27 protein-coding genes and 1 pseudogene are annotated in these 23,536 nt (G+C 36.0%); 13 read left to right on the top strand and 15 right to left on the bottom strand.

What is annotated here, in order from left to right:
* Position 1: 1 nt before the first annotated feature.
* The 10 genes from AC0L3Q_RS10635 to AC0L3Q_RS10590 all read left to right on the top strand — a co-directional run bounded on the left by AC0L3Q_RS10635 (position 2) and on the right by AC0L3Q_RS10590 (position 6,642).
* Positions 2-529 carry a YceI family protein gene (locus AC0L3Q_RS10635; RefSeq protein WP_473286541.1) on the top strand — a complete coding sequence of 176 codons (528 nt, stop codon included), beginning with the start codon at positions 2-4 and terminating at the stop codon, positions 527-529.
* A gap of 54 nt (positions 530-583) precedes the next feature.
* Complete coding sequence (locus AC0L3Q_RS10630; protein ID WP_473286540.1) at positions 584-1,993, top strand: tyrosinase family protein; 1,410 nt, start codon at positions 584-586, stop codon at positions 1,991-1,993.
* The gene (locus tag AC0L3Q_RS10625) at positions 1,980-2,615 is read left to right on the top strand and encodes an SCO family protein (protein WP_473286539.1); all 636 of its coding nucleotides are present in this window, start codon (positions 1,980-1,982) and stop codon (positions 2,613-2,615) included. The genes AC0L3Q_RS10630 and AC0L3Q_RS10625 overlap by 14 nt, the downstream gene beginning before the upstream one ends.
* Positions 2,599-3,033, top strand: coding sequence for a DoxX family protein (locus AC0L3Q_RS10620; protein ID WP_473286538.1), 435 nt, complete (start codon positions 2,599-2,601; stop codon positions 3,031-3,033). Before AC0L3Q_RS10625 ends, AC0L3Q_RS10620 begins: the two co-directional genes overlap by 17 nt.
* The gene (locus tag AC0L3Q_RS10615; RefSeq protein ID WP_473286537.1) at positions 3,033-3,482 is read left to right on the top strand and encodes a DMT family transporter; all 450 of its coding nucleotides are present in this window, start codon (positions 3,033-3,035) and stop codon (positions 3,480-3,482) included. The genes AC0L3Q_RS10620 and AC0L3Q_RS10615 overlap by 1 nt, the downstream gene beginning before the upstream one ends.
* A 1-nt stretch (position 3,483) precedes the next feature.
* Complete coding sequence (locus tag AC0L3Q_RS10610) at positions 3,484-4,854, top strand: alginate export family protein (protein ID WP_473286536.1); 1,371 nt, start codon at positions 3,484-3,486, stop codon at positions 4,852-4,854.
* Between the two features lie 13 nt (positions 4,855-4,867).
* Positions 4,868-5,173, top strand: coding sequence for a phosphoribosylpyrophosphate synthetase (locus AC0L3Q_RS10605; RefSeq protein WP_473286535.1), 306 nt, complete (start codon positions 4,868-4,870; stop codon positions 5,171-5,173).
* 75 nt (positions 5,174-5,248) lie between these two features.
* Positions 5,249-5,458 carry a GNAT family N-acetyltransferase gene (locus AC0L3Q_RS10600; RefSeq protein WP_473286534.1) on the top strand — a complete coding sequence of 70 codons (210 nt, stop codon included), beginning with the start codon at positions 5,249-5,251 and terminating at the stop codon, positions 5,456-5,458.
* A gap of 2 nt (positions 5,459-5,460) precedes the next feature.
* Positions 5,461-6,033, top strand: coding sequence for a TMEM175 family protein (locus tag AC0L3Q_RS10595; RefSeq protein ID WP_473286533.1), 573 nt, complete (start codon positions 5,461-5,463; stop codon positions 6,031-6,033).
* Positions 6,034-6,138: 105 nt separating this feature from the next.
* Positions 6,139-6,642 (top strand): hypothetical protein, encoded by a 504-nt coding sequence (locus AC0L3Q_RS10590; protein WP_473286532.1) that lies wholly within the window; start codon positions 6,139-6,141, stop codon positions 6,640-6,642.
* Here the strand turns inward: AC0L3Q_RS10590 and AC0L3Q_RS10585 are convergent.
* The 5 genes and pseudogenes from AC0L3Q_RS10585 to AC0L3Q_RS10565 all read right to left on the bottom strand — a co-directional run bounded on the left by AC0L3Q_RS10585 (position 6,639) and on the right by AC0L3Q_RS10565 (position 11,223).
* A complete protein-coding gene (locus AC0L3Q_RS10585) occupies positions 6,639-7,193 on the bottom strand; it encodes a 1-acyl-sn-glycerol-3-phosphate acyltransferase (RefSeq protein ID WP_473286531.1) in 555 nt (184 codons plus the stop codon). The genes AC0L3Q_RS10590 and AC0L3Q_RS10585 overlap by 4 nt on opposite strands.
* Before the next feature lie 24 nt (positions 7,194-7,217).
* Positions 7,218-8,279: an iron-containing alcohol dehydrogenase family protein gene (locus tag AC0L3Q_RS10580; protein WP_473286933.1), complete on the bottom strand. Its 1,062-nt coding sequence runs from the start codon at positions 8,277-8,279 to the stop codon at positions 7,218-7,220.
* A 75-nt stretch (positions 8,280-8,354) separates the two neighbouring features.
* A pseudogene (kdsB, locus tag AC0L3Q_RS10575) lies at positions 8,355-9,059 on the bottom strand (3-deoxy-manno-octulosonate cytidylyltransferase); the annotation flags it as partial.
* 133 nt (positions 9,060-9,192) lie between these two features.
* Positions 9,193-9,753, bottom strand: a complete 561-nt coding sequence (locus AC0L3Q_RS10570) for a DUF4126 domain-containing protein (protein ID WP_473286530.1) — start codon at positions 9,751-9,753, stop codon at positions 9,193-9,195.
* A gap of 42 nt (positions 9,754-9,795) precedes the next feature.
* Positions 9,796-11,223 (bottom strand): ATP-dependent DNA helicase, encoded by a 1,428-nt coding sequence (locus AC0L3Q_RS10565; protein ID WP_473286529.1) that lies wholly within the window; start codon positions 11,221-11,223, stop codon positions 9,796-9,798.
* Positions 11,224-11,356: 133 nt separating this feature from the next.
* On the opposite strand from AC0L3Q_RS10565, the gene AC0L3Q_RS10560 reads away from it, so the two are divergent.
* Genes AC0L3Q_RS10560 through AC0L3Q_RS10550 form a run of 3 tightly spaced genes read left to right on the top strand, consistent with a single transcriptional unit; the run spans position 11,357 to position 13,345 of the window.
* The gene (locus tag AC0L3Q_RS10560) at positions 11,357-12,001 is read left to right on the top strand and encodes a hypothetical protein (RefSeq protein ID WP_073312616.1); all 645 of its coding nucleotides are present in this window, start codon (positions 11,357-11,359) and stop codon (positions 11,999-12,001) included.
* A gap of 15 nt (positions 12,002-12,016) precedes the next feature.
* Positions 12,017-12,805 (top strand): DUF3822 family protein, encoded by a 789-nt coding sequence (locus AC0L3Q_RS10555; RefSeq protein ID WP_473286932.1) that lies wholly within the window; start codon positions 12,017-12,019, stop codon positions 12,803-12,805.
* Entirely contained in the window at positions 12,806-13,345 is a 540-nt protein-coding gene (locus AC0L3Q_RS10550; RefSeq protein WP_473286528.1) for an RsmD family RNA methyltransferase, read from the top strand.
* A 4-nt stretch (positions 13,346-13,349) separates the two neighbouring features.
* On the opposite strand, the gene AC0L3Q_RS10545 is transcribed toward AC0L3Q_RS10550, so the two are convergent.
* From AC0L3Q_RS10545 to AC0L3Q_RS10500, 10 genes are all read right to left on the bottom strand, one after another.
* A complete protein-coding gene (locus AC0L3Q_RS10545; protein WP_473286527.1) occupies positions 13,350-13,802 on the bottom strand; it encodes a hypothetical protein in 453 nt (150 codons plus the stop codon).
* Between the two features lie 202 nt (positions 13,803-14,004).
* Positions 14,005-14,379 carry an aldo/keto reductase gene (locus AC0L3Q_RS10540; protein ID WP_473286526.1) on the bottom strand — a complete coding sequence of 125 codons (375 nt, stop codon included), beginning with the start codon at positions 14,377-14,379 and terminating at the stop codon, positions 14,005-14,007.
* Positions 14,376-14,912, bottom strand: a complete 537-nt coding sequence (locus tag AC0L3Q_RS10535) for an aldo/keto reductase (RefSeq protein ID WP_473286525.1) — start codon at positions 14,910-14,912, stop codon at positions 14,376-14,378. Before AC0L3Q_RS10535 ends, AC0L3Q_RS10540 begins: the two co-directional genes overlap by 4 nt.
* Positions 14,913-14,953: 41 nt before the next feature.
* Positions 14,954-17,860 carry a glycoside hydrolase family 3 N-terminal domain-containing protein gene (locus AC0L3Q_RS10530; RefSeq protein ID WP_473286931.1) on the bottom strand — a complete coding sequence of 969 codons (2,907 nt, stop codon included), beginning with the start codon at positions 17,858-17,860 and terminating at the stop codon, positions 14,954-14,956.
* A gap of 94 nt (positions 17,861-17,954) precedes the next feature.
* The gene (locus AC0L3Q_RS10525; RefSeq protein ID WP_073312606.1) at positions 17,955-18,440 is read right to left on the bottom strand and encodes an ABC transporter ATPase; all 486 of its coding nucleotides are present in this window, start codon (positions 18,438-18,440) and stop codon (positions 17,955-17,957) included.
* Between the two features lie 111 nt (positions 18,441-18,551).
* The gene (locus AC0L3Q_RS10520) at positions 18,552-19,343 is read right to left on the bottom strand and encodes a (Fe-S)-binding protein (protein ID WP_473286524.1); all 792 of its coding nucleotides are present in this window, start codon (positions 19,341-19,343) and stop codon (positions 18,552-18,554) included.
* Positions 19,344-19,388: 45 nt separating this feature from the next.
* Positions 19,389-19,835: an LNS2 domain-containing protein gene (locus AC0L3Q_RS10515; RefSeq protein ID WP_473286523.1), complete on the bottom strand. Its 447-nt coding sequence runs from the start codon at positions 19,833-19,835 to the stop codon at positions 19,389-19,391.
* A 53-nt stretch (positions 19,836-19,888) separates the two neighbouring features.
* Positions 19,889-21,208: a 4Fe-4S dicluster domain-containing protein gene (locus AC0L3Q_RS10510; RefSeq protein WP_473286522.1), complete on the bottom strand. Its 1,320-nt coding sequence runs from the start codon at positions 21,206-21,208 to the stop codon at positions 19,889-19,891.
* A gap of 7 nt (positions 21,209-21,215) precedes the next feature.
* Positions 21,216-22,166, bottom strand: coding sequence for an MlaD family protein (locus AC0L3Q_RS10505; RefSeq protein ID WP_473286521.1), 951 nt, complete (start codon positions 22,164-22,166; stop codon positions 21,216-21,218).
* Positions 22,167-22,251: 85 nt separating this feature from the next.
* Positions 22,252-23,379, bottom strand: a complete 1,128-nt coding sequence (locus AC0L3Q_RS10500; protein ID WP_473286520.1) for an N-acetylmuramoyl-L-alanine amidase family protein — start codon at positions 23,377-23,379, stop codon at positions 22,252-22,254.
* Positions 23,380-23,536 lie beyond the last annotated feature (157 nt).

Below are 23,536 nucleotides of genomic sequence, written 5' to 3'. Positions count from 1 at the left end.
AATGGAAACAGCTATCAAAACAAAATGGAATATTGACAACACACATTCAGAAATTGGGTTCAAGGTAAAACATATGATGATTTCTACTGTAAAAGGGCACTTTGAGGCCTATACTGCTTCAGTCGAAACCAGTGATGACAATTTTAGTGATGCAGTTTTTAACTTTTCGACAAAGATTGACTCTATCAACACTAAAAATAGTGACAGAGATACTCATCTAAAATCTGATGATTTTTTCAATGCCAAAGAATATCCTGAAATGACCTTCCATTCAAAATCGTTTGATGGAGACACAATAATCGGAGACCTTACTATTAGAGACATCACCAAAGAAGTAACATTAGACGTAGACTTTAATGGTGTAGCTATAGATCCTTACGGTCAAACCAAAGCTGGTTTTGAAATAAGAGGCAAAGTCAATCGTAAAGATTTCAACTTGACTTGGAATGCTGTAACAGAGGCTGGAAGTATTGTGGTCTCTGACACAGTAACTATTACCATAGATGCTCAATTTATCAAAGAAGCATAACTATCCTAAAAGGAGACCACAAAACCAGTGGTCTCCTACTAAACCTATGTAAAGATGAAAGAAAACAAAAACACCTCAAGAAGAGCTTTTCTTCAAAGAGCTGGGGTTACAACTCTTGGACTGGGGACTTTGCCACTAGTTTCAAATCTTATCATGAGCTGTGAGAACAACTCGAAAAACACAACATTAGCAAATCAAACGGTTAATTCTCCATCAGTGGTCACTAGAAAGAATATTGCAGATATTCCAGTAAATGATCCAGAAATTCAATTGTTTAAAGATGCAGTCAAAATTTTAAAAGATCGCTCAGAAATTTCACCTTTAGACCCTTTTGGGTGGACTGCTCATGGGATGCTTCACGCGACCTTTTGCGCCACAAGTATTTACTCAAATCAGGTGCATTATAATTGGTATGTATGGCCGTGGCACCGGTTGTATTTATGGTCAATGGAACAAAAACTTCAAAAAGCGGTCAATGAACCACAACTCGCCTTGCATTATTGGGATTGGACAAAATCCAATTATATCCCAGACCATTATTGGGGAGATGAAAGTAATCCTCTGTTTAATGTAACAAGATTAGTAGGTCCAAACGATGAAATCCCTAAAGACTTTATAAATGTTGGTGCTGCCTTCAGAGCGAATAAATACAAAACGTTTGGCGGATATCCAGCGATAAAAAAACGTGGGGATTCTCAACTAGACGGTATAGCCGAGCAATCTTTTCATAATAATATTCATAATTGGATTGGAGGACAAATGGCCACTTTTGCAGAATCCGGTTTCGAACCTATTTTTTATGGTCACCACGGTAACTGTGATCGCATTTGGGAGGCCTGGAGAGCTTATGATACCGAGAACAAACTACCAACCGACGAAGAATGGCTGGAGAAACGTTTATTTGCTACTGATGGCAACGGCAGACCTGTTGATTTTAAAATAAAAGAGCTCCTGAACACAGAAACGTTAGGATATCAATTTGCTGATCTAAATCTAAACCCCAATTACTGTAATCCCTTTCTTGATGCTGACAAACCCAAAAGGGAAGAAACCAAACGCGATTGTGTAGTTGCTTTAAACTTAGACACATCTGATACCGATACGATTTACAAAGAATTTATGGATAAGGAACGTACCCATGTTATCCTACATTTTGAAAGAGCACAACTCCCCTATCAGCCTTATTGTGCAAGAGTATTTTTTGAATATGATAAAAATGGTAGTAAGCAAAGTAAGTATACAGGAACCTTTACCATATTACCTATTCTGGATCTAGATTCTGTACTGCTTCAAAATGGTGTACACCTACAAATCGAAATAGAGAAAGAAATTGCTGAAGTTATAGATGCAAAAAAAGATATTCAGGTCATCTTTCAACCGGTCCCCCTTCCTAATCGTAATATTCCTGATGACATTTTAAAACTAGAAAACATCTCATTAGTCACCCATTATGAAAACAATTAAATATCTCATCATTGCACTAGGTATCATACTCATAAATAGTTGTAAGCAGAAAGAAACGCTTCCAGTTCTCGGTGAAAAGGTCTTAGATACGTACACAGGTGAATTTAATTCTTATACGACTCCTGATTTTACATTGATCAATCAATTGAACAAAGAGGTAAGCTCTAAGGAGTTCGAAGGCAAAATACAAGTAGTCGATTTTTTCTTTACTAGTTGTCCGACCATCTGTCCAAAGATGACCAATCATCTCAAATTTGTGGAAGAAGCATTTTTGAACAACGATAAGGTAAAGATCATTTCCATTAGTATCGATTCTAAAAATGATACACCAGAAAAACTATCAACATACTCTGACGCATACAATATCAAACCGAACAAATGGAATTTATTAACAGGTAACAGTGCTACTGTTTTGGAATTAGCCAAAGACTACAAGGTACGTGCATTTGATGATAGCTCTAAAAAAGAATTCAATCTTATTCATGACGGAACATTCGTTTTGGTAGATGGCAAACAACAAATCAGAGGCTATTACAACGGATTGGATAAAAACGACACGTTTAGGTTGATTAAAGACATTAAGATCTTATTAAAAGAATATCCCTATGAAAACAGGTCTTAGTAAAACCATATTCAACCCCTGGCATAAAGGATTGACACCTAATATTACATTATTACTATTCAGAGTACTCGTTTCAATATCAATGATAAACACGCATGGAATAAAAAAACTACTCGATTTTGAGAGTACGGTAAAACATATTCCAGACCCTATGGGTCTGGGAGGAGAAATTAGTACGTTTATTGCGATAATCGCAAATATCGTAGCTCCTGCCTTTATCATTATAGGCTTGGGAACTCGATTAGCTATCCTACTCATATTAAGTGTAACACTAACTGGTCTTTTGATAGTTCACATTGATGATCCCTGGACCGTAAAGGATATTCCGTTGATGTATACATTATGTTATTTACTCATCTTTTTTATGGGACCAGGCAAGTATTCTTTAGATCATAAATTCTTTAAAAACACCGTATAATGAAATCTCAACTCATTTTTATTCTGTTGGCCATTGTTGCAGGCGCTGTTCTACCTCTTCAGGCTGGTTTAAATGTGCAATTAGGAAAATCGGTTCATCAACCCATATTCGCTGCCTTTGCGTCCTTTCTTATAGGCACAGTCGGGTTATTTCTATATCTTTTTATCCTAAAGTTTGACTTTTCCTCAATATCACAGACCAAAAGCGTATCTCCTTTGGTGTGGTTCGCTGGAATCTTAGGGGCCTTTTACGTAGCTGTCGTAATCATTCTTGCTCCAAAATTAGGCACAGCACTCACATTTGTTTTGGTAGTAGCAGGTCAAATGACCATATCCTTAATATTAGATCATTATGGACTCTTGGGGTTACCTGTCAAGTCAATTAATTGGCAAAGACTATTGGGAGTTGCCTTCTTAATTGCTAGTGTATTACTTATTAGAAAATTTTAAAATGAAAACATGGAAAAACATAGTATTCCTTACACACCTAACTATCGCAAATGTTGGAGTAGCTCAATTAGAAAAAAGCACATTAGATCTCAACTTTAGTCTGCTACGGCAAAATGATCGGATAACCAGGGTTTCGGATAGCACACCAAATATTTATGAAAGTTTAAAACTTATTGATCCTGGAAAAAAAACATCTTTAAGCTTCGGAGGAAGTTATCGGTTTCAAACAGAAACTTTTATCAATGAACAATTTTCTTCAGAAGAAGATCAAAATGATGTGTGGTTTCTCAATAGAATTCTACTACACTCTCATCTAAAGATTGCAGACAAATTGGAAGTTTTTGCAGAGCTAAATTCCAGTCTGATTACTAGTAAAGAAAACTTAGTACCAGTTGATAAAGATGAATTAGGCTTCAACCAGGTATTCGCAAGGTATTATTTTAACCGCAAATGGGATGTCTTGGTCGGCCGTCAGAACATGCGTTTAGGTAGTGGTCGACTCGTAGATATAAGAGAAGGTCCTAATGTACGCTTATCATTTGACATGGTACAAATAGAATATAAAACTGATCATACCAATATTAAAGGATTTTATGCCGTTCCCGTGAGGCCCGAAGAAGGGATACTTGACAATGATGCACTAAATTTTGAGGAAGAAAGTTTAGCTGCTTTGTATTGGAGTCAAAACTGGACAGATCAAACAGGAACAGATGTCTACGTATTCTACAAAGAAGAAAAAAACAAAACTTGGAATTCAGGCATCGCTGATGACAACAGAGCATCTATAGGGTTGCGTTATTTTGGAAACTGGAAAAGCTTTACTTACAACAATGAGTTTGTCTATCAAATTGGAAGTTTTGGAGATCAATCTATTAGGGCATGGACAATTTCATTTAATATTGAGCACCCTTTAAATCTATTGGGTAAGAATGGTATCATTGGGATCAAAACAGAAGCAATAAGTGGCGATTCCAATAGTTCAGACAACAACTTGAATACATTTGATGGTTTGTATCCTAGAGGAGCTTATTTTGGTCGGGTTGCACGTTTTGGGCCTTCAAATTTAATTGATTTTCATCCTTATATAAACACCCAACTTGGAGACTTCTCTTTGTCCCTGGATTATGTCGCTTTTTGGCGTTTTTCACGAAATGATGGGGTATATAGTCCTCCATTAATTTTAGAATACCCAGCAATAAACAACAGACGATTTATTGGTCATCAAATTGGTACTATTACCGGATGGGAAATTAATAAATTCTTTAATTTAGAATTCGAAACTAATGTTATTTTCCCTGGTAATTTCCTCGAACAAAGTGGATTGAACAACACTCTGTTTCATGCTGTACTAACTGCAGAATTTAAATTTTAAAAACAATAATATGATGAAATACGAGACACTTTCAGAAGCGATTACTAATTTGCAAAAGCAAGGGTATACAGAAGACTTAAATCTCAAAAACGACTGTATCGAATGCAAAGCGTTAAACTATAATTTGTACGCTGATCAATTTGAAGTAGATCAGATGCATAGGTTCGAAGGCAACTCAAATCCTGATGATTCTTCTATTCTGTTTGCTATTTCAGCTCCAGAATTTAATATAAAGGGATTACTAGTTGATGCATATGGCGTTTACGCAGATCCATTAACCACAGATATGATTCAAAAATTAAAATATAAACCTCAATAAAATGGAAATAGAAATAAGAGAACGTGAAAACAAAGGCTTTGCGATTGCACGTGAAAATGAAAAAAAGCCGGATTAATGTCTTATTCAATCCCTGGTAGTGATTTTATCATTATCGATCATACCGAAGTAGACGATGCCTTCAAAGGGCAAAGTGTGGGTAAAAAATTGCTCTATAAGATTGTTGATATGGCACGTAAAAAAGATTTGAAAATTTTACCCTTGTGTCCTTTTGCAAATGCAATGTTCAAAAAACTGGATGACATACAGGATGTATTAAAACCATAACTATGAAAACAAATCGGCTTGAAGCATTCAGTGATGGAGTGTTGGCTATCATTATTACGATAATGGTATTAGAATTAAAAATCCCCGAAGGACACACTCTACAAAGCCTTGAACCTCTGCTACCTACGTTTACCACCTATATCTTAAGTTTTATTTACTTAGGGATTTATTGGAACAATCATCATCATCTGATGCACATTTCTGAAATGGTTAATGGCAAAATCTTATGGGCAAACTTACATTTGCTTTTTTGGTTATCACTGCTACCCTTCGCCACTGGTTTTATGGGAGAAAATCATTTTGAAAAAACACCTACGGCGATATACGGATTTGTATTGTTTATGTCCAGCATAGCTTGGGTGATACTCATTAGTACATTAAGCTCACATAACCGCGAAAAGACCAAACTGCAGAAAGCATATCATCGTACTCGTAAAACATATCTTTCTATTGTTTTATATGGATTAGGCATACCCCTAAGTTTCATAAACCCAGTATTAGCAATCATCATTTATGTATTGGTAGCAGCCCTTTGGTTCATCCCAGATAAAAAAGTAGAAAAATACTACACATAAGCCTATATTAATTTTTGAAACAAGTATTATAAAGAGCTTAAAGGGATTGCCCTCTTTTTTTGTTAAGTTTATAAGACTAAGACGACTATTCCTAAAACATACATCATGAAAAAGCTGTTTCTTACTCTATTATTTTTTATTGGAACTTTTTATTCCTTCTCTCAAAACATGGATAACAGCTTACTAGGAGAAATTCTAGAAAAAAATGCAGATACTTTGGGTGGTGTAACCGGAAACTGGAAACTTCTGTACAAAGAAATCCCTATGCTTTGCGTAACGGATCAAACCAACAACAGAATGCGCATCATTTCTCCAATAACAGAATCTTCTAATTTGGATAAAGATTTACTTCTGGATTCGATGACCGCCAATTTTCACTCTGCCTTGGATGTAAAGTACGCCATCTCTAATGGAATCCTATGGTCGGTATATATCCACCCCTTAAAAGAACTTACTACTGAACAGATAGAGAGTGCTATTTCTCAGGTATATTATGCAGCTACTACATTTGGGACCACCTTTACCAGTACCGAATTGATTTTTGGAGGTGGAGCCGCCAAAGAAAAATCTGAACCCAAAATTATCGAAGAAAAAACACGTAAATTTTAATCTACATTAAAACTATATTTAGCTACTTTCCCTTTTACCCCTCTAAAAAACTGATACATAAATTGAATATCCTTTTCAGTATCATCTGTAGGATAAAAAGGTTCAGAGATCACATTTTGTTTTTTTCCAAAGTCAAAAGTAACCATAAGGATAGGTACTCCTGCGGCTTTTGCAATATGATAAAACCCAGTTTTCCATTCGGTCACCCTTTTTCGAGTTCCTTCTGGAGCTATAGCTATTCGAAGTTCATCTCTTTTTTTAAAAAGCTCGGCTATGGCTTCTACTTTATTTTGACCTGGAGTTCGATCTAAAGGAATACCCCCAACTTTTTTCAAATACCATCCTTGCGGCCATTTAAAAAGTTCTTTTTTCCCTAAAAAACTAATTTTGAGATCTACTATTTGTCGTATTAGAAGACCAATATAAAAGTCATGCCAACTCGTATGAGGGACAACAACAACGATACACTTTTTGATCTTATCTCCCTTAAAATCCCCGATCATTTTCCACCCCAGGATTTTATGGTATATAAAAGAAGAAAGCCGTTTCATCTAGAATCATTTAAAAAGACAAAACTACAAAGAACGGTATAGATCCTTCAATTTATCCGCATTTATCTTTGATTTCCAATCTTTTCCTAGTGCATTTTCCCAAAGAGGTTCCAAACTCAAAGCAACAGAAGTCATTGTATTTAGTTGCTCTTCAGTTACATTGGCACAAACACCTTTTGGCAATTCTATATTGTGATAGGCCTTCATTTTCTTGAAAACCGCCACACCTTCTGGGTAGTATTCTTCCAATTTATCAAAAACAATACAATTACCGATTCCATGCTTTGTTCCCAAAACATAGGCCAATCCGTAACTCATCGCGTGCGCTACTCCCACCTGAGAATATGCAATACTCATACCTCCATGCCAAGAAGCCATCATTAATTTGGCATCGGCTTCTGCTTTGTCTAACGAATTTTCTAAAAATATCTCTTTACAAAGATCCAATGCTTTTTCACCATAGCTTTGGCTGAATGCATTGAGATATGTTCCATCCAGAGATTCTATACAGTGGATATAGCAATCCATACCGGTGTAGAACCATTGGTTTTTAGGTACGTCTTTAATTAATTCCGGATCAAGAACCACCTGATCAAAAGGAGTAAAGTCTGAATTGATTCCTAATTTACGCTCTGGCCCAGTCAATACTGTAGTTCTAGACACTTCAGCTCCTGTACCAGAAATTGTAGGTATCCCTACATGAAACACCGCTTTGTTTTTTACCAAATCCCATCCTTGATAATCGGCTGCGCTTCCCGGATTAGTCAACATTATTGCAACGGCTTTAGAAAGATCGAGAATAGATCCTCCTCCGATACCAATAATCCCACTAGGGATGAACTCATAATTATCTTTAATGGTAAATACTATTTGATCTACCTGAGAGGTCTTTGGTTCCTCTTTGGTAGACACATATATAATCTCATCTGTCGAAGAAAGTGGTATTCTATCTTCGATAAAAGAAGTATCGTTCTGAAATACATCATCAATCAAGTAGATAAACGGTGCAATACCTTTTCTTTCATTAGAAATAATATCTCCTAGCTGATTGAATGCCCCTTTTCCGAAAACCACTTTTGGAACCATCGGAAAGTTTTTATGAACCGCATGTTCTTTAGAAGTTGTGACAGTTTTTGTATTCAATGGATTCTGTTTGTTAATTAATTTCTTTGCTCTTTCTAAATCTTCCGGGGTATCAATTTCAACACCTTCGTGTCGTGTTTCGACCATTTTAATATTTTTACCATATTCCAGATATCGGATGCATTCAATTTTCTCTGATGCTTCCAATGCTCTCATTGGCAAATGATAAAAATCTAAAATCGCTTGTTTTCTAAACGCATAAACGCCTTTATGCTTATGGTAAGTGTAGTTTATTTCTTTGTCTCTAGGATACGGAATAGGTGCTCTGGAAAAATATAGCGCATAATTATTTTCATCAACAATTACCTTTACACTATTAGGATTCATAATATCATCCCAATCATCTATAGGGGTCATTAAGCTGGCAAGGTCTATTCGGTCTGAATCTTCTCCATAGAACACAGAAAGTACTTTTTCCAAACTTTCTCGTTCTGTAAAAGGTTCATCTCCTTGCACATTCACCACAATATCCACATCCATTTCCTCTACTGCTTCGGCGATTCGATCACTTCCACAACTGTGCTCCTTCTTACTCATAATAGCTTTCCCGCCATGAGTAGTAATTTCTTGAAAAATAATATCGCTATCTGTTACTACATAAACATCATCAAAAAGACCCGTTTCTATAGTAGCTTCGTAGGTTCGTCTAATCACTGTTTTACCACCAAGATCCTGCATTAGTTTTCCAGGAAAACGCGTAGCAGCGTATCTCGCAGGAATCATTGCGATGGTTTTTAGAGTATTTTTGTTCAAAGTTTTGTTGCTTTTTTGAAATTACAAAAGTAAGTTTTTTTATTAGTATATCTAAAAGTAACGATTTATATTTTTGGTATTAATGTATCACCAACAGGTTTTGTTACCCCTTTGTAAATAACTTTTTGTAAATTTTTCTAAATCCAACAACTAAAAGAATCAATAAAATAATGGCCAAAGGAGCCACAAATACAGAGGCTGTAGACATTACGGCTGCCGTTCCGGTTTCTACCGCTGCCACTGCTGGGTTTGCCACTCCTCCTGTTGTAGCTGTAGAGGTCAATCGAGTAGCTCCCATAGTACTTTTAACAGTAGCTGCGGTACCACCGCCTGCTATAATTGCAAGCACCCATGTGATTACAGGATTTAAATCCGCTACGGTAGATACCATAACTGCTGTACCTGCTACTGCTGCCAGAGGAATAGCCAAAGCATCTAAAATATTATCAAACCAGGGAATGAAATACCCAAAAATCTCAACCAAAGTTGCTATTACCAATACCCAGATGGAAAGCGTACTCCCTACCCACTCCCAGCTTTCGTTTAGTGGAATAACATTGTAATGGCCTGCCAAACTTAGCACCAACAACGGTAAAAAAACACGAAAACCAACAGCCGCTGCTAACCCTACTCCTAAACAAATGCTCAGTATAATTTCTTGCATATCTCCTTATCTATTATATTCTCTAATTGTACACAAAAGATACTAGTTTTCAATAAAAAAATCATCCTTAAACCCAATCAGATATATTTTTCTCTTGGCTCTGGTGATTGCAGTATACAACCATCGTAAATAATCTTGAGATATTCCGTCGGGTAAGTAGGGCTGTTCTACAAATACAATATCCCATTGTCCCCCTTGAGATTTATGACATGTAATAGCATAAGAGAATTTCACCTGAAGGCTGTTGAAAAACTTGTTGTTTTTTACGCCTAAAAACTTCTTATACTTAGATCGCTCTCCTTCAAAATCCTTTAACACCTCCTGATATAATTTGTTCGATTCTTCATAAGATAAAGAAGGAGTCTCAGAAGTTAAGGTATCTAACAGCAAGACAGTCTCAAAAGGCTTTTGATTGGGATAATCAATCATACTAATTTTAACCTCGGCAAACCGAAAACCGTACAATTCTTTTATAGCATAAATTTCTAACACTTTAATAATATCCCCATTTGCTATAAATCCAGCTTCTGCTTTATTATCCAACCAGAAATAATTGTTTTTTACAACCATCAAATGGTCACCTGTGGCCAACTCTTCTTCCTGAAATAGAATTCTGGATCGAATTTGTTGGTTGTACAAATTGGCTCTCTTATTTGATCTCAAAATGATTACGGACTCCTCGTGTCCAACATTGGTGTACGCCTCTTGTAGCGCATCCATAATCTCATGTCCATCTTGACACCTTATAATATCAGGATATCCAGAGACATCAAATTGAAAGGAATCATAAAACTCTTCGCGAAGTGTTTCCCGCAAAGCAGTTGCATTCATCAAAATACCACTATCTTCTGCTTGCCGTACTACTTCGTCTAATTCAATCTGTACCACTTCTTTATTAAAACCGATTTCCAAAGTATTGTAATCTAAGGCCGGACTTACTTCTAATTTTACTGGAGGAAGCTGTGCCGTATCCCCGATCAAAAGAATTTTACAATTATGTCCAGAATACACATACATCATCAGATCGTCTAACAGCGACCCATTCTCGAATAATTTACTATCACTTGGAGTATCGGGTATCATAGAAGCTTCATCAACGATAAAAATGGTATCCCGATGTTTATTCTGTTTTAACTGAAAAGCAACCCCACCAGCTTTATCTTTTTTAGGATAATAAATATTCTTATGGATAGTATGCGCTTGTCTTCCAGAATAATTACTAATTACCTTTGCTGCTCTACCGGTTGGTGCCAGTAGCACAGATTTCAGCTTTGCTTTCCATAAATTTTTTACCAGACTTCCAATCAATGTTGTCTTACCTGTACCTGCATATCCTTTTAAAAGAAATAAAGCGTCTTTATTGCTTTCCAGAACAAAAAAAGCCAATTTTTGAAGTACAACATCTTGTTTTAAAGTAGGTTCGAAGGGGAAATCCTTCCGTAACAACTCATAAAACTCTTTTTCCCTCATGCGGTAAATTCTCTGTTTTTCCTTATTTTGTTAAGAATCCAAAGATAGGGATGATTTTTTCGCAATAAACTTTTACGATTAAAAAAAATTGTAGATTTGCGTATACACTAATGTTTAAAGCTAAAATCATAAAATGAAAATTGTCATTCAATTAGTACTGTGGGTAGTTATAGGAGTGTTGGGATACATGGTATTCAACTCTATTAACGGTCCTGTGAAATTCAATAAGGTTAAACAAGCAAGATATGCTAAGGCAGTTGAAAATCTAAGGGATATACGTACAGCACAGTTAGCACATAGAACCATCACTGGAAGATTCGAAAAAAATCCTGAAAAACTAATCGCTTTTATTGATACTGCGAAATTTACGCTTACGCAAAGAAGAGATTCTAGTTTTATTCGTTTTAACAAAGTGCTTAAAATCGATGAGCCTAGAGACACTGTTGTGATCGACACACTTGGATACGCTTCTGTAAAGGATTCTTTATTTAAGACAGGAAGTCACAAAAACATGATGAAAGTACCTATTCAAGGAGTAGATTCTAAATTTGAATTGGATGCTGGATATATTAACAAAAACGATCTTAGAATCCCTGTATTTGAAGCTAAGGTTTCTAAGGAAGTGTTGTTACACGATCAAGATAAAGATCTTTTAGCTCAGGAAAAAGAAGTAGTTTCTGTGGATGGAGTTGATGGTCCATATTTATTAGTAGGATCAATGACAGATGTGAAAACTTCTGGTAACTGGCCTAGAACTTATGGCGCAAACGACCAATAACATAGAAGACAATACATTACATACATTGTCCATTCAAGTAAGCTTGAATGGACTTTCTTTTGTACACGGGACCAAGAAGATCATATCACTGCATTAGCTTGCGATCACTTTGGTATTCAATTAACTCCCGAGCAAGTCTTGGACAAGATCAAATATACATTTGATCATCACCAGGCGTTAAAAAAGAACTTTCACAATATTGAAGTCATTTACCAAAATGACTTATACACCACCGTTCCAAAAGCATTATTTGAAGAAGATGCTTTAAAAGACTATCTCAAATACAATATAAAGGTATTAGATAATGATTTCATTGCTTATGACGAATTAGAACAACATGATATGGTGGTGGTCTATATTCCCTATGCTAATATCAACAATTTCTTCTTTGAGACCTTTGGTTCTTTTACCTATAAACACGCTAGTACGATCTTAATTTCTTCATTATTAGCTCAAGAAAAGAATAGCGAGGATTTGAGGGTATATGCAAATATGCAAGACAAATTTTTTGATCTGGTGGTTATCCACAAAGGGAGATTACTACTTTCTAACACCTATATGCACACTTCAAAAGAAGACTTTTTATATTATTTACTGTTTGTTGCAGAGCAGCTAAAGCTTAATCCAGAAGAATTCAAACTTGTTTTCTTAGGGAAAATAGAACAAAACAGCCCTTATTTTGATATAGCACATAATTACGTTCGGAATATTTCCTTCGGAAAACATCAAAGAGCACCAAAACTATCCAGTGAAATCAACCCCGTCCCTGCCCATCAGCATTTCGTTTTATTAAGCCATTTCTAAATGAGAATTATTTCAGGAAAATATAAAGGAAAAAGACTGGTAGCTCCCAAAAAGTTACCTGTACGACCAACTACCGATATGGCCAAAGAGGGTTTATTTAATATATTAAATAACATCTATCATTTTACAGACCTTTCGGTAATAGATCTTTTTGCTGGTACCGGGAACATTAGTTATGAGTTTGCTTCGAGAGGAGCACAAGAGATTACAGCGGTTGATGCACATTATGCCTGTATGGGGTACATCAAAAGTATTGCTGAAGAACTTGACTTCCCCATAGAAACGATCAAAAGTGATGTATATAGCTACCTGGAAAAAACCTCCAGAAAAGCAGATATCATATTTGCAGACCCTCCTTATGATTTTGAACAAGAACAATTTTTAAAAATCGTTGAACTTGTATTTGAACGCCAACTCCTTGAAGAAGATGGTGTTTTGATTATCGAGCATTCAAAGCACACCTCATTAGAGAGTTCATCTTTTTTTGATAACTCTAGAAGGTATGGAGGTTCGGTTTTTAGCTTTTTTAAAAGCCACTAACCCATTAACTTCTCATTACAGAAGAACGTATCGAAAACTCATCGATACTGGTAAGATTACTTAAGGAATCGATTTGATCCGAAGCATCACTTATAATATCTTCATAAAAAGCCAATACTTTGCTATCAAAGCCAGGGGTATCCTCTGCGGTGATCTTAAAAAGATCCATTTGATAAATAAAGTTATTGAGAATATGATGACTAGAAGAAAGCATTGCTTTATAAATGTTTTGCTTTGCATTCTCCATTTTTACCTTTTTAACGCGTTGCCTGATATCATAAATAACGAAAACAGAGAAGATAACAAAAGGAATTACAATTCCTTCCAGCTTAAGCTCCTGTATGCTATTTAAAAGAGATACGACTTGTTGAAAAAGGTTGAGTTCTAAAAATGTGGAGGTGAAATAAATAAAAATAGACAATACCAATCCGATTAGTGTTAATCTATACTTGTTCATTAGTGTTAGGGTTAAAGTTAGGGGGAATGACTTGTGTGGATCTAAGCTTTTTTACGGTTCGAAAATGATTATTATTGTGTATTCGTTAAGAGTCTGACAGCTTAAATATAAGTAAAAAACCAATGAACACTACAATTTACAAGTATTTTAACATTAACAAAATCCAGAAAACCCATACTAAAACGAGGTTATTCACTCTTAATCAGGCAACTTCCTCTCCGTTTGAAGCTTCCCAAATCATGAACCATTCTTCATCCGTGATTTCTATTTGAAGTGCTTTTACAGCAGATGCAATCCTGTTTATTTTGGTAGACCCGATAATAGGTAATATGCCCGAAGGATGTTTAAGTATCCAAGCCGTTAGGATTTGATCCAGGGTAGCTTCATATTTTGCAGCCAACTGCTCCGCAACTTTGTTAATTCGAACTACCTGTTCCATTGGATTCTTAGCAAAAAAACTACCTCCGGCTAAAGTAGAATACCCCATTGGCTTTATTTGGTACGATAAACACTGATCCAAAGTACCATCCACAAATGGTTCGAGATGTAATGGCGAAATTTCAATTTGATTGGTCACCAAGGGAAAAAAGTATTCAGCATCTCAAATTGAGTATTGGTAAAATTAGAAACTCCAAAATGTTGCACTTTACCTTCTTCTCTTAATTCTGTAAAAGCCTTTGCTATTTCTTCAGGATGCATCAAAGGGCTTGGTCTATGAATTAACAATAAGTCTATATAGTCCGTAGACAAATTAACCAATGAATTTTCTACAGACTGCTTGATATAATCAGCTGTGGTATTATAGGACTTGATTTGATAATCTGGCCTGTTTGGTGTTACCAGTTTAATTCCGCATTTTGTAATCAGTTGTATATCCTGTCGTAAAGAAGGGTTGTTCTTGATCGCACTCCCAAACAAAGCCTCTGTTGTATAATGGCCATAAATATCGGCATGATCAAAAGTAGTTACGCCAATTTCCAAACAATCTTCAATCAATTGTTGTGCCTCGGCAACAGATAGTTTTGCTCCCCATTCTCCCCAATTCATACATCCTGCTACAATTCTTGAAAAAGAAAGCTCATTTTCAAGCAAATCAATTCTAGTATTCATAATTACGATTCTTAAAACGAAATAAATAGTTGATAATAAGACTAATAATCAATAGCCTCATAAATAAGTCTTTGTATTTCCGAACGGATATCGTTTGAAATCAATTTTCTATTGGCAGAGTCCGGATAAGTCCTATTACTCAAAAACACATAGACAATTTCTTCTTCGGGGTCTGCCCAGGTAAACGTCCCTGTAAACCCACTATGTCCAAAACTAGTTTTTGATATGCAACCACAGGTAGGTCCCACTTCTCCCAATTGAGGTTTATCAAACCCTACTCCCCTGCGCACATCCCTAGCACAATAGTAACAGGTATTGAATTCTTCAAAGGTTTGTTGTTTAAAATACTGTTTACCTCCATAATACCCTCCATTGAGGTACATCTGCATAATTTTGGCAACATCATTGGCATTCGCAAATAAACCAGCATGACCACCTATACCACCAAACATTGCTGCACCTTGATCATGGACGTAACCATGAACTACTTCTTTTCGAAAAGCCTGATCATTTTCGGTAGGAACAATCCTCTTTTTCTTGAATCTTAACAAAGGCAAATACGAAGTATTATTAGCTCCCAAAGGTTTATAAAAATGCTGTTGCGTAAGTGCATTCAAAGAATTACCGTAGTGCTTCTCAATATAGGACTTAAGTAAATAATAAGGAAGATCACTATACTTATAACTTAATCTTGTTCGTAACTCACTATCCTTTATGCGTAGCATGAGCGAATCTTTCATATCACTTCGCAGATATAAGTTATTCGTCACTTTAATTTTAAATTCATCTGAGGACGCTGTTCTGTAGTACTTTTTATCCGGACGGCCAGTCACACTATCCATAGTCTTCAAGTAGAAAGGAATCCAAGCCTTCAATTTTGCATAATGAGAAAGCATCGATCGAACAGTGATGTCTTTTTTGTTTGACTCCTTAAACGATGGCAGCAAATCTCCTACTTTAGAATCCAACGAAATAATCCCTTTATCCTTCAATTCAATCATTAATGGAAGTGTAGCCAATATTTTGGTTAACGAGGCTAAATCATAGATATCTGAACCCTTTACTTTTCTGGTTTTACTATACGTATGATACCCATAATTTTTATCAAAAATCACCTTTCCTTTTCTGGCTACAATTAATTGTAATCCAGGAGCCATATTTTCGTTCAGTGCGATGTTTACGATAGAATCTATTCGGTTGAGACGATACGAATTCATCCCTACACTTTCGGGAAGACCATATTGTAATCTTTTTAGGGAACGGGTTTCCAGGCCTGTTCCTTCTGGATATTCTTCTCCCAGGCTTACCGGAAGTTTTCCTTTGGCTTCAAAAGCACCAAAAAGGAGTTGAGCAGCTTTTTGCTGAGCCACAGTACTATTCTGATATGCCATCAATATACCTTCTAAGTTGGTAGTAGTCATCATATCCAACATGGCATATGGTCTGGCAAAAACAGAAAGAATCGTAGTATTTAACCTTGCAATCTCATACAACCAAACCAACTCTTTATCTTTAAACTTATAATCTTTCCATGGGTTGGCATTGGATTTATGAAAGCCTACAATGACATAGTTATATTGTTTAAGCTTCTCAATCATTTCACCCAATTGCGTAGCTTTTACCCAATCTACCTGGGTGTATTTATTTAGTTGCTCATAAAAAGCATCCCCAGAATCATCTCCTAGAGATACATAAGCTATTTTCTTTAGGTCCAGGTTTTTTACGGGTAGCGTTGCCCTTTTATTCTTGATAAGTGTCAATGAATTTTCTACCAGTTTATGATGCAAAACTTCATTACTCACGCTATTCAGCTCTTCATTCAAAAACAAAAAATCTACAGGCTTGTATTTATGAAGGCCAACTTTATATTTGGCCATGAGTATTTTTCGTACGGAATGTGCCAGGCGCTCTTCGGTAATCAATCCTGAATAATAAGCCGAAACAATCTTTTGGGTAGCTAAGGGAACATCTTCTGAAATCAGCAATACATCATTACCTGCCAGCAAGGCCGCAAGATCAATTTCTCCAGGACTTTTAAAATCTGAAGCTCCTTTCATATTCAAAGCATCTGTAAAAATCAGTCCGTTGAACCCTAGTTTTTCTTTAAGTAAACCGGTTACTACATTCTTTGAAATCGAAGAAGGATAATTTGATCTAGACTCTAAGCTAGGGATATTAAGATGTGCTACCATTACACTAGAGAGACCATCATTGATCAACTTGCGATAGGGATATAATTCTATACTATCGATACGTTCTGCTTCAAAATTAATAGTAGGCAGGGTTTTATGAGAGTCGCTATCCGTATCTCCGTGTCCGGGAAAATGCTTTGCACTGGCTAGTATGCCTTCTTTTTGCATTCCTTTCATAAAAGCTAAGGCTTTTTGGGTAACATCATCTCTATTTTCTCCAAAAGAACGATTCCCAATAATTGGATTTTTGGGATTGGTATTGATATCTACTACCGGTGCAAAATTGATATGTACTCCTAGTCGTTTACAATGCCTTGCTATTTGCCTTCCGGTTTCTTCAATGAGTTGATTATCCTTTATGGCTCCCAGTGTCATATTCCAAGGAAAAGCTTTGGTAGAATCCAAACGCATGGCTAGCCCCCACTCTGCATCCATTCCTATCATTAAAGGAATTTTGGAAAGCTCCTGGAACTCATTATTTATTTTGGCTTGTCTGTTGGGACCTCCTTTAGAAAAAATAATACCACCAATATGATATTCTTTGATAAGTTCTTTTATCTGATCTATATCTTTTTGGGGGTGAGAAGAAAAAACATCCACCATAAATAGCTGCCCGATTTTTTCCTTCAAGGTCATTGTATTGTACACGCTATCCACCCATCGTTGCTGGGCTTCAATATCCTCAACAATCAAGGGGTTGTACGGTTCTGCCACTTGCGCCGCACTAGAATCATTTTGCGTTTCATTTTCAACAATCTCAGATTCTAATTCTTGCGCACCAGCACCAAAACTCAATAAAAAAATAATTAATAAAAAAGAATGCTTATTAATTTTATGCCACACGTATATTTTAATTTAAAAAACGGTTATGCCAACTATCTTTTGCCGGCACTTCCCAATTGGTACGATACTCAGCGATGTTGGTCACCAGGTTATTGAAAACGATAGTATTTGGGGATACTGATCTATTTTTCGCCATTTTTTTGAAATCCGTCAGCGGTTTATACGCAACAAATTCGCCCTGTTTGAAAGAAACATTCATTTTATCCATCAGATCTACGCTGTACTCTTGCTCTAGTTCCTGAATAAAATGAACGGATGCATCAATAGAACAACCAGAAGCAGCATTGAGTCCCTGATCCAATCCAATGGTTATAAATCTCTTATATTTAATTTCATAGCCCGCTCTAAGGTTAGCACCATGTGCTGTCCACTGCGCTAAGAAACCATCTAATTTTTCCTTTATTTCCTCTAACTCTTCCTGAGTAAATGACCTATTTGCCTGATAAATCCACACTCGAGATGTCTCCGGAAGGTCCTTAAAATCTACCAACATCAGCTATTTTTTACTAAAATACTAAAAACTATTACTTTTTCCTGTTATAAAAAAGAGTTAATATGAACAAACATATTAACTCTATTAAAATTGTGTATAATTTCAAAAAAATTACAAATCTTGCGCATTTGCTATTAATTCTGCAACATCTAGTACCTCGATACTATCTTCTTTCTCTTTGTTTTTCACTCCATCAGTCATCATGGTATTACAAAATGGACATCCTGCAGCAATGATATCGGGTTTTGTTTCCAGAGCGTCTTCAGTTCTTTCGATATTTACATCTTTATTTCCTGGTTCTGGCTCCTTAAACATTTGCGCTCCTCCTGCACCACAACATAATCCATTACGTTTACATCGTTTCATTTCGATTAACTCTACCTCTAGTTTCTTCAATAAATCTCTAGGCGCTTCGTAAACACTATTTGCTCTACCCAGGTAGCAAGGGTCATGAAATGTTATTCTTTTTCCTTTAAACTTACCACCTTCTACAGTTAACCTTCCTTCATCCAACAAAGACTTCAAGAATTGCGTATGATGCATTACTTCATAGTTACCCCCTAAAGAAGGATACTCATTCTTTATGGTATTGAAACAATGCGGACAAGCAGTCACTACCTTCTTTATTTCATAAGCATTCATCACTTCGATATTCGTCACGGCTTGCATTTGAAATAAAAACTCATTCCCCGCTCTTTTTGCAGGATCTCCGGTACAACTTTCTTCAGTCCCTAATACAGCAAAGTCTACCTTGGCATTATGCAATAATTTCACAAAAGCCTTAGTTATCTTCTTGGCTCTATCATCAAAACTACCTGCACAGCCTACCCAAAACAAAACTTCTGGTTGTTTTCCTTCAGCCATATATTCTGCCATTGTTGGCACCTTTACTGTTTCACTCATATACTACTTCTTAAAATTCTTTACTTTACAATTCTTTTGTTACGTCTAGTCGTGTTTTCCGTCATCAAACACTTCAATAGTAACCACTCTTTCTACCAATTCGGTAAACTTTCCGGTATATCGGGTCGCTTTTACCAGGTGATTATCAATCCAATGATAGTTACCTCCTCTTGGTTTACCCATTAACAGGCTGTGATATTTAAAACCATGTTTTTTCAACCATGTTTCTGTAACTTCTCTATGATCCTCGGTACGAGAGGTAAAAAAACAAATCATATGACCATCGTCATACCATTTGTTTAACGTATCAAGTGCATCTGGAAATGGTTCACAAGTAACCATTCTTTCCGGCTCTTCATTAGGAACATCTTCAGTAATGGTTCCATCGATGTCGATAAGATAGTTTTTGATCCCTTCTGGTAATACAGGACTTACATGTTCTCCTTCTTCAATCTTATCATGCAATAATTTTTCTACTTCTTCCTTCTTCATAACTTCTTTTTTCTCTTAAATTAAAGGTTAATTGGTTAATTTTTATGGTTATTTTATTCGTTGCTCCAATTCAAACGGTCCATTTGGTTGAATGGCCATGGAGCTCCATTATTTTCTATATTAGACATCATATTATTTAAATCTGAAGGAGCGGCACTTTGCTCCATTACCAGATATCTACGCATATCGATAATAATTGATAACGGGCTAATTCCTACCGGACAAGCTTCTACACAAGCATTACAACTTGTACAAGCCCATAATTCTTCTGGAGTGATGTAATCGTTTAATAATTGCTTACCGTCATCCTGGAAACTTCCATTCTTATCGATATTAGCTCCTACCTCCTGTAAACGATCTCTGGTATCCATCATGATCTTACGTGGAGACAATTTCTTTCCTGTTTGGTTCGCAGGACATTCACTCGTACAACGACCACACTCTGTACAGGTATATGCATTAAGTAGTTGTGCCCAGTTTAAATCGGTAACATCAGAAGCACCAAACTTTGCAGGTTCTGCCTCTTCCTCGCCTTCAGCAGGTGCTGCAAAAGGATCTGCACTAGGGTCCATCATCAACATCACCTCATTGGTAACAGCTTCTAAGTTGTCTAACTCCCCTTTTGGGTTTAGGTCTGCATAGTATGTATTAGGGAACGCCAGCATAATATGTAAATGCTTAGAGAAGTATAGGTAATTCAAGAATACCAATATTCCTAAAATATGTAACCACCATGCTCCTCTTTCCAAAAAGATCAATGTCCCTTCGGAAAGTCCATCGAATAATGGAGCGATGTATTGACTAACCGGATACGCGCCAGCTTTGATATAATGATCAGCGCCTAATGCTTGTAACTGTAGGTCTGCTGCATTCATGGTCAAAAACAAAGTCATTAGCACCACCTCAAAATACAGAATGATATTACCGTCATTTTTTGGCCATCCTTTTAGGGTTTTAAACCTTCTTATATTACTTATATTCCGTCTTACCCAAAATATAACTACGCTCACCAGTACAAGGAATGCTAAAAATTCAAAGGAACCGATCAGGAAATCATAAAATCCACCTAGAAAAGCAAATATTCTGTGTGTACTAAAGATCCCATCTATTATGATCTCCAGTACTTCTATGTTGATAATGATAAATCCTAAGTAAACAATAATGTGTAGAATTCCAGCTATTGGTCTTCTCACCATTTTTGATTGTCCTATGGCTACCATTGCCATATTCTTAAAACGTTGTCCCTTATTATCTGATCGGTCAACATCTTTACCTAAACGAATATTTCGGATTACTTTGCGAATATTTTTGGTAAAATATCCAATTCCTGCTACCAGGGCAATGATAAATAAGATGTTAGGTATGTATTGCATGCTTGTATTAATTTACTGAGTCTGTTGGTTTTTTATAAGGCTTGTTCTTTTTTCCAAAAACGGATACATTGATATATCTGGTTGGATTTAACCTTAAATCTTGTAATAAAAGTTCTAATTCTTTACTGGTACGCTCCAGATTGGTGTACAACTTATCATCTTTAAGCAATTTACCTGCTGAACCTTTGCCAGCATTCAAATCGTTTGAGATCTTTTTAAAGTTTGCGAGTACCGATTCCAGTTCTGTTCCGATTTTCTTTACATTGATCTGTGCTAAAGAATCCGAAACTTTATTCAACTTTGTAGAAATCTGATCTGCATTTGTAAAAGCAGAGTTTAGTTTTTCTTCGTTTTGTGCAAGAAGATTATTCAATCGAATTGACGTTCCTTTAAATTGCTTAACGCTTATGCTCAAGTCCTTGAATATAGAATTCAAATTGTTTTGATTATCAACATTCAAAATACCATTTACCGAGGTCAGCAGTGTATCGGCATCAGTTATCGCTGATTCTAATTTTTCCTGTAATGGTGTTAATCGGTCATTTACCAATTCTAACAGACCAGCTTCGATTCTACCTGGAAGTGTATCACCGTCTTTTGCCTCTAATCCTTGTTCATATTTGGGTATAATAGCGAGAGATTTCCCTCCTATCAATCCTCCACCATACACTTTGGCTTCACTATTCTTTGAGAATGAAAAGTCACTATCTACGATAAACTCGACTAAAAGATTCCCTTTGGTGTCTACAAAATCGATAGAAACCACTTGTCCTACCACTAATCCATTTATAGTAACGGGAGAAGATGGTATAAGGCCTTCTACATTCTTATAAACCGCGTAAAAAGTTCTGTCGTTTTCGAGCAGATTCTGCCCCTTCAAAAAACTATATCCGAAAATCAGAAGTGCAATTGCACAAATTGCAAGTATTCCAGTCTTGACTTCTCTTGTAAATTTCAAAATAGATCAAATTTAGGACACAAATTTAGAATAAAAATACTTTTCTGTAGCTTATTTTTTGATGAATTATCAGTATTTATTAAGATTAGTTAGAAGAAGTGTTAGGTTTTAGCGCATCCGTTAAAGAAATCCGTTCATTATTACGAAAAGCAACTACAAAACTTGAATCAAATCCTTTGCCCAAAGCGATCTCTTTTAACTGCTGAATAAGAGTATAGTTAGAAGTGCTTCCGTAGAAATATTTATACAAATCTCCATCTTTACTTTTGGTCAATTGATCCAATCCTTTAAAATTAAACGGTTCTAATTCCATATCGGTAGACCCTGCCGCAATTTGCACCTTAAAAGTGATTCCTTCGTAAATTTTATCATCTTCACTGGCTATTGGAGTGCTATCTACTTCGGGAGTAACCACCGGATCCGGTACGTAATAAATCGCGTCCAAACTTTCCTTATAATCAATAATAGAAGTAGATATCGATTTTGCCATATCGTCTTGTCCTTTGGCAGAGTTTAAGTACTTCCCTTCTTTAGTATTGGTTAAAAACCCAAGTTCTATCAATACACTAGGCATATACGTTTGATGCAAGACCACAAAACCTGCTTGTTTTACTCCTCTGCTTTTTCTATCCAATGATTTTTTAAAACGATTTTGCACAAAACTTGCCAGAGTAAGACTTTGATCCAAATATTCTTCTTGCATTAAGGTAAGTCCAATAATCGATTCTGGAGAATTAGGGTCAAATCCATCATAATTAGCTTCGTAATTATCCTCTAAAAGAATTACCGAGTTCTCATTTTTGGCTACATTAAAGTTTTCATTATTGGCATGTAATCCAAGTACAAAAGTTTCTGTACCATAAGCTTGAGAACGATGGGAATTACAATGTATAGACACGAATAAATCGGCGTTGGCCTTGTTAGCGATCTTACCCCTTTCATGCAATTCTATAAATTCATCCGTTTTTCTGGTATATACCACCTTATAACGATTGTCTTTTTCAAGAATTTTACCTACAGCAAGAACTACTTTTAATGCAATCTCTTTTTCCTTATATCCGTTACCTCTATTTCCGGGGTCATGTCCTCCATGCCCGGCATCCAAAACCACAACAAACTGATCTTTCTCTTGCGCAAAAGCTTCAAAGTTAGTAACTGATACACCTCCCATCAATCCGTACAGTAAAATAATATGTACAATTCTTTTTTTCATCAATTTTGATAATTTGTCAATCTATATTGAAACATTCCCTTTATGTTCCCGTATTTAATGTATATCACAGAAAGATAAAGATTATGATTTATAAAAATAATTCTATATCCCTTTCGTTTAAATGGCTTTAGGAATGTACTTACAACATAATTTTTTA

Source organism: Aquimarina sp. KJ22-3 (assembly GCF_055808215.1).
Note: the sequence above shows the minus strand (reverse complement) of the source record. Positions and strands in the feature narration are given on the sequence as shown.